The 6,585-nt window shown below is 53.2% G+C and carries 5 protein-coding genes and 3 tRNA genes; 2 read left to right on the plus strand and 6 right to left on the minus strand.

Annotated features, from left to right (window positions below):
• A partial coding sequence (locus tag MVD07_RS05800; protein WP_297499599.1) for an amidohydrolase occupies window positions 1-874 on the minus strand: 874 nt, incomplete at its 3' end.
• A 110-nt stretch (window positions 875-984) separates the two neighbouring features.
• On the opposite strand from MVD07_RS05800, the gene MVD07_RS05805 reads away from it, so the two are divergent.
• A tRNA-Ala gene (locus tag MVD07_RS05805) sits at window positions 985-1,062 on the plus strand.
• Window positions 1,063-1,072: 10 nt separating this feature from the next.
• Window positions 1,073-1,150: transfer RNA gene (locus MVD07_RS05810), tRNA-Val, on the plus strand.
• Window positions 1,151-1,570: 420 nt separating this feature from the next.
• Here MVD07_RS05810 and MVD07_RS05815 read toward each other — a convergent pair.
• The 5 genes from MVD07_RS05815 to MVD07_RS05835 all read right to left on the minus strand — a co-directional run bounded on the left by MVD07_RS05815 (window position 1,571) and on the right by MVD07_RS05835 (window position 6,457).
• Window positions 1,571-1,647, minus strand: a tRNA-Arg gene (locus MVD07_RS05815).
• Window positions 1,648-1,699: 52 nt separating this feature from the next.
• Complete coding sequence (locus tag MVD07_RS05820) at window positions 1,700-2,848, minus strand: thiamine ABC transporter substrate-binding protein (RefSeq protein ID WP_297499601.1); 1,149 nt, start codon at window positions 2,846-2,848, stop codon at window positions 1,700-1,702.
• A gap of 85 nt (window positions 2,849-2,933) precedes the next feature.
• The gene (locus tag MVD07_RS05825) at window positions 2,934-3,425 is read right to left on the minus strand and encodes a TIGR00288 family NYN domain-containing protein (RefSeq protein WP_297499603.1); all 492 of its coding nucleotides are present in this window, start codon (window positions 3,423-3,425) and stop codon (window positions 2,934-2,936) included.
• Entirely contained in the window at window positions 3,422-3,934 is a 513-nt protein-coding gene (locus MVD07_RS05830) for a TIGR00288 family NYN domain-containing protein (RefSeq protein ID WP_297499605.1), read from the minus strand. The genes MVD07_RS05825 and MVD07_RS05830 overlap by 4 nt, the downstream gene beginning before the upstream one ends.
• Before the next feature lie 90 nt (window positions 3,935-4,024).
• Window positions 4,025-6,457 carry a tRNA(Met) cytidine acetyltransferase TmcA gene (locus MVD07_RS05835; RefSeq protein ID WP_297499607.1) on the minus strand — a complete coding sequence of 811 codons (2,433 nt, stop codon included), beginning with the start codon at window positions 6,455-6,457 and terminating at the stop codon, window positions 4,025-4,027.
• Between the last annotated feature and the right edge of the window lie 128 nt (window positions 6,458-6,585).

A 6,585-nucleotide genomic window follows, 5' to 3' on the forward strand; every position in this document is an offset into this window, starting at 1 on the left:
GAGGTGTCAGTTCCTCCACGCTCAGCTCATATTTTGCACCGTGGGCCTTTGTTATACCCTCCAATATCTCGTGCATCCTCCTCTGGATTAGCTCGCCGATCTCGGGCTTAAAGAAGCGGAATGTCCCCTTGAACTCGACTTCCTCAGGGATGACGTTGAAGGCAGTTCCCCCGTGCACGCTCGTAACACTGACAACGCCAGTCTCTATCGGCGGAACGTTCCTGCTCACGATGGTCTGGAAGGCAAGAACTGCTTCAGCGGTTATTGGAATCGGGTCAACAGCCTCGTGAGGTGAGGCGCCGTGGCCTCCCTTTCCCGTTATCTTTCCTCCGAATATGCCCGCTCCAGCCAGGAATGGCCCGTCCTGTATCCCAATAATCCCGCTCGGCAGATCCATCCAGACGTGGAAGCCGAAGATAGCATCGACCCCCTCCAGGGCACCGCCCTCGACCATCTTAACCGCTCCGTTTCCGCCCTCTTCTGCCGGCTGGAAGATTAACCTAACCCTTCCCTTGAGCCCGTCTTTATGAGAGGCTATTATCTCAGCCGCCCCTAACAGCATCGCCGTGTGGGCATCGTGACCGCAGGCGTGCATCTTTCCGGGGATCTTCGACTTGTAGGGGACGTTGTTCTCTTCTTGGATCGGTAGGGCGTCCATATCCGCTCGGAGGGCTATAGTCTTCTTTCCTCTACCTATGTCCGCTATTATCCCCGTTCCAATGCGCTTTATCCGGTAACCCCACTCGCGCAGGTGCCCTTCAACTATCTTGGAAGTTCTCTCCTCCTCGTAGCCGAGCTCGGGATGCATGTGGAAGTCCCTGCGCCAGGCTATTATCTGCTCCCTAATCTTTAGGGCCTCTTCGATCGGGTTCATAGAACCACCGGGGAGGTTAGAGAGGACGGGGGCTATTAGCTTTTCGATAGGGCTCTCAACGACCGCAAAATTTATAAACCCGCCCAGATAGGTGATTACGGCGTTCAGGTGGGCCGGTAGCTCAGCCTGGTATGAGCGCCGCCTTGGCAAGGCGGAGGCCCCGGGTTCAAATCCCGGCCGGTCCACCAACACCTGGGCGGGCCCGTGGTCTAGACTGGTTATGACGCCACCCTGACAAGGTGGAGGTCCGGGGTTCGAATCCCCGCGGGCCCACCATATCAACCCTTTGCTGACGCAAAGCGTTGATGGAAAACTCGCGTGCTATTCTGGAAATGCCATGGGGGGTTTACTCACTAATTGCTAGTTCTTGAGCGTTTGCTCTCCTCAAGGCGTCCCAAGGACGCTAGAATAAAAAGCAAACCAGTTTAAGAGGGTTTCTTACCATTTAACGAGAATTTGAAACGCGTACGCTGATATTATTCACCCAGTTTATGAGAAAGGGAACTCCTTTGGTCAAGCTTTCCCAAAGCTTGCTAACTGGGGTTTCTCGTTGAGGTTCTCTTGGAAGGTATCCTTCAGCGAGGTCGAGTTTTCAATGCTCCCCGGGGCACTAATAAAGGGTTCCTTCAAGGTGAAGCCCCTGGGAATCTCCAGCTAATGCTGACTGTTGTGAGTGAAGTGTTTAGTGATAAAAGCTGGCGGGCCCGGCGGGATTCGAACCCGCGACCTCCGGCTTAGAAGGCCGGCGCCCTATCCTGCTAGGCTACGGGCCCTCGGCAGAAGGTTTTGGAGCGGTCTTATAAAATTTGTGGTAAAAGGAAAGGTTCACTTTCTCCTCCTGAGGAGGAGTGGTACAACCGCAAGGGCAACTAGGAAGGCCGGTCCGCAGATCTTGTTCTTAGAGGCAGTTGTTGAGGTCGATGAAGACGTTGGTGATACCTCCTCAGGGCTCTTGCCCTCTACCATTATTGCAGTCCACTCCTTGAGCCACTTGTCCGTATTCTTTGCGAGTTCTTCGCTCGGTATTGAGACAACCTTAGCCTTGCTGACGTTGAGTGCATAGGCGAAGCAGGTCGGGGGCTTTACCTCCTTGTTCACCGGATACATCCACTGGGTGAGGGGGAGCTTCTCCTGGGCCTCCTTGCTTATTAGGAAGTTGATGAACTTCTTCGCCAGCTCGATGTGTTTGGAGCCCTTGACTATGCCCGCCCCCTCAATCTGGAGGTAAGCGGTGTTGTTGAGAAATACCGCCCCGATGTTTGTGCTGTTCTCCTCGCACGCAGCGTAAGCCGGGTCAGTGGCGTAACTCACGAAGAGGGGGGCCTGTCCCTTGTCCCACATCTCCCAGCCGGCTGACCAGCCCTTAACCACTATGACGCCGTTTTCCCTGAGCTTGGCCCAGTAGTAGGGCCACCTATCTCCGTAGACCGCTATCGTCCACAGGAGGAAGGCCATGCCCGTTGAGCTCGTCCTCGGATCCTCGACTATAAGCTTGCCCTTCCATTCTGGCTTGACGAGTTCCTCAAAGGTCTTCGGCGGGTTCTTCAGCTCGTTCTTCTTGTAAACGATAGCTATTGCACCGTAGTCGTATGGGGTCAGGTAGAAGCTGGGATCGAAGTTCTTGATTATCCAGTTAGGGATGTACTTGGCGTTTTCAGGTTTGTAGGGGATAAGAATGCCCTCTTCTATTGCCTTCTGAAGGTAGCTGTTGTCTATTCCAACGACGACATCAGCCTGGGGGTTGTCCTTCTCCATTATAAGCCTGCTGAGAACCTGACCGGCGTCGCCGAGGAGGACGAGCCTCACTCTGACCCCGTACTCCTTCTCAAAGATAGGCACTATCTGCTTCATCCAGGGCTCTATGCTGTCGTAGGAGTACACCGTCAGCGTCTCCTCGGCCTTAACGGGAACTGCACTCCATCCGAGCGAGATCAAGAGCACCGCGAGGAAGAGCGTGGCGATTACCCTTTTCATAAGACCACCTCAATTATCGGGTTGTGGTTTTCAATAACCAGATAATAGAAGGGGGCTAAAAAGTTTGCGCCTCACCTTTGGGAAGTCATTCGGACTTCCAGCTCTCCATTTTTATGACATAGTCCGCAGCGTTCTGGAGAGCCACTGAAAAGCCCGGCTCGGTGCCAATAACTATGGTCTCCTTCCCGCGTCTCTTGGCCTCCTGTATTATGGGCAGGAAGTCAGCATCCCTCGTTGCCAGGGCTATAACGTCCACATCGGAGTTGTAAATTAGCTCCATAGCCTCTATCGCTATCCTGACGTCGGTGTCACCGGCGACGATGACCGGCTCCAGCCCTTGGTTCACAACAGCCTCTATCAGACCCTGTGGGGCATACTGGTTCAGAACGACCTTGGCGACCCTTATCTTGCCTATCCTCTCAAGGGCCTCGACTATGTCCTCAAGCTTTATCCCGAACTCCTTGCGGAGTATGTTGGGACCGTCTATTATCAGGCCTATGGTTCTTGTTTTCTCTCCCTTTTTCTCCTCCTTCTCGCCCTTCTCCCTTTTCAGAACCTTGTATATCGTCTCCTTCACTCCTTCTCCCTCCCCGGAGTGAGCACTATGGTGTGGTCGGCGGCGTGCTTGAGTGCAACTGAGAAGCCGGGTTCAACCCCTATCACTATAGTTTCCTTGCCCTTTTCCTTGGCCTTCAAAATTACGGGTAGGAACTCCGCGTTCCTTGTTGCCAGGGCTATTATATCTATGTTCGGGTTGTAGATTTCCCTCATAGCTTCTACCGCAAGCTTCACACCGGTTTCGCCGGAGACTATTATAGCCTCAAAACCCTGGTTGGACACTGCCTCTATTAGGCCCTGTGGGGCGTATTGATTTAGGATAACCTTCGCAACCCTTATATCGCCGAAGCCCTCTAGGGCCTCGACTATGTCCTCAAGTTTGACACCGAGGTCTTTGCGGAGCATGTTTGGACCGTCGATGAGAAGGGCTATCCTCTTTCCCCTCTTTGCCTTCCTCCTCATCGTCCCGATGCTCTTGATGCCATCCTTTGTTATCGAGACTATTTTCTCCCAGCTACCTCCGGGCATGGATGTCACCGATGATATTTTTGACCGAAACTACCAGTACTATCGCCGTTTCTACGGCTAACCTCTATAAAAATGTTGTTCAAGGGGGCATCAGAGGAGCCTCTTGTAGTAGTACCACAGCCCCCTGATGATATCCCTGAGTTCTATCATGGTGAAGGTCTCGGTTCTGTCTATGAGCTTTGCTGTTTCCTCCCAAGTGTGGGCCTGCAAAACCCGGTAGATGAGGAGCTTTATCTGCCTCTCATCCAGGTAGGGCTTCATCCAGCCGTCAAGGAAGTAAAGCTTGACTACCGGCTTTACCGCATCGACAACGGTATCATAGGTGAGAACCTTACCGGTAAAGGCATCGAGCCTCTTCCTCTGTATCTCTGTCAGGTGAATCGGATAATCCACGGCCTCGCCGAAGGGCGTCTCGAATAACCAGCGCGCTATCTCGGGTTCGAGCTCGCGGTGGGTATCTCCAAGCCACTCGGTGAACCTTATCCTGAACTCGTCGTTGGCCTTCTTGATGAGCTTTCTTGCCTTCCCACTTATTGGCTTGAGAACTATGGCCGTAAATTCCCCGCTGACTGGGTTTCTCGCCGGACTGACGTGCACGACCGCGAAGTCGTTCCTTATCCAGAAGCGGACGAGCTCCTCGCTCGCTCCAAAGCCCGAACCGATCCAGTCAAGCCCCTCCTCCCTAGCTTCCTTCTCAAGGAGTTCTAGGGCTTTGCTCCCGAGGCCCATGTCCATGGCATCCGGGTGGGTTGCTATCCTGACTATGCGGTATCCCCCCAGCCTGGCGAACTCCTTTAGGTAGTGGTGTTTGACCATCATGTCAGGGATTATGTTTCCCCTCGGCTTGTAGCCCTTTGCCATCTTTTCTATAACACCCTTCGGGATGTTTCCCTCTCTGGCTATTTGGATTGCCGTCACTATCTTTCCGTTCTTCAGGCAGAGAACCCTTGCCTCGTGGTGGGGAGCATCGGCAAGCAAAGCAACGTCACTAGGCCTGTTGCGGTAGTGGGCTAAAATGTAGACCCCGACGAAATGCCTCAGCTCGGGCCTGTCGTTCTCGAACCAGTCGTCTAGGTCTGGCTTTTCTAAGTAGACCTCCTTTCTCTTGATGAGCTCGTAGTCCTCATCGGTGAGCTCGACCGGCTCGGCATCGAGGAGGAGGACGTCGAAGAGCCACTTCTCTATTGGGTCGCCGTATGCGTAGCGGATGGGCTCGTCCATGTGGAGCTCTTTAAAGGCCCTCTCTTTCCTAGCCTTCTTCAGAAACTTGACAGAGAAGCCCCTACCGGCACCTTCATAGCCGTGGATCGTAGAGGAGTAGACGACGCGCTTCTTGTTGAGGTACTTGTGGAGCACCGGCACGTGGATCCCAGCTGCTTCGTCGAGTATGTAGAGGTCTGCGCTCTTCTTGTAGCCCTCTGCCGGCGGATAATAACGCAGGCCGATCTTCCTCGCGTAGAGCTCCTTTATGAGGTCTTTCTCCTCGACGACGTAGGGCTTGAAGCCGAGCCTTTCTAGGGCCCTCTTGGCAAAACGGAACAAAGCTTGGACGTTTTCAGGCTCGGGGGCGGTTACTACTATTCTGGTGCGCTTTCCAAGGGCTAGTGCAAGGCCTATGGCAGCTATTCCAACGGAAACGCTCTTGCCCCTTCCCCTATCTGCCGTGAGAACGAGCATTCCTTCCCTTTCAGCTAACTCCTCAAAGGCTTTAATCACCTTAACCTGCCCCTCCGTAAGGGCCATCTCGTAGAGTTCTCTGGGAAAGAGGGTCTCCTCCGGAATGGTGACGCCTTTCCTCCCCTTTATCCTCGCCTGGCTTTTGCTTCTCTTTGGCTTCTTCTTTATCTTCCCGTTCTCGGTTATGATGTAAATTCCATCGTGCTCGGTGAACTTTCTGATGAGCCTCCTGTTGAAGCGCTTCTTCACGTCATCTATGGTGTAAGGCGGCGTTACGAGGCCCTTATGGAAGCCGGTCCACATGTCCTTCCACTTCTTGAAGGGGTGGGCGAGGATAAATATCAGCCCGCCTCCTCTAACTGTCTCGATGATCCTGCCGAGGTCATTTGGAGAGTAGTCGTAGCTCATGTCCAGAATTAGAAGGTCGTAAGTCCTCCCGAGGATGTCCCGGGTGTGCTTAAAGGTTACAGCTTTAACCTCGGCGTCTCCCCCTGCTAAAATGTCGAAGTGCTTCCTGAAGGCCTCATATCGCTTTCTTCCAAAGGTTTCCTCTCCAAGGGCATCAGTGGCGTAGAGAACCTCGATTTTATCCTCGCTCTCATCCCTAAGGCGTTTCTTAATCAGCTCGTCGAGAACATCACTCAGAACCCTGGCGGACGCTCCAGCGAGGATTCCGGCCAGCTCAGCCTTCCTCTCGGTGTCCCCTTCGATTACAATCATTCTCCTGTGGAACTTCTCAAGGGCCTGAGCAAGCGCCGTCTCAGTGAGCTTGAGAACCTCGTCCTTAACCTTCTCACCTTTAGCGTAGTCTCTCACTTCCTTATCGAAGCGGACCTTGACGGTCATCTCTCATCCCCTGGTAAAGGGGGAAAAAGGTTTTAAAAAGTTGGGGATTACCAATGAATAAAGAGCTCATAATTCCTTGGGTCATTGTTTTTATACCAGTATTTTGCCCCAACGGCATTGTAAACAAC

The organism is Thermococcus sp., from assembly GCF_027008145.1.
Taxonomy (GTDB): Archaea; Methanobacteriota_B; Thermococci; order Thermococcales; family Thermococcaceae; genus Thermococcus.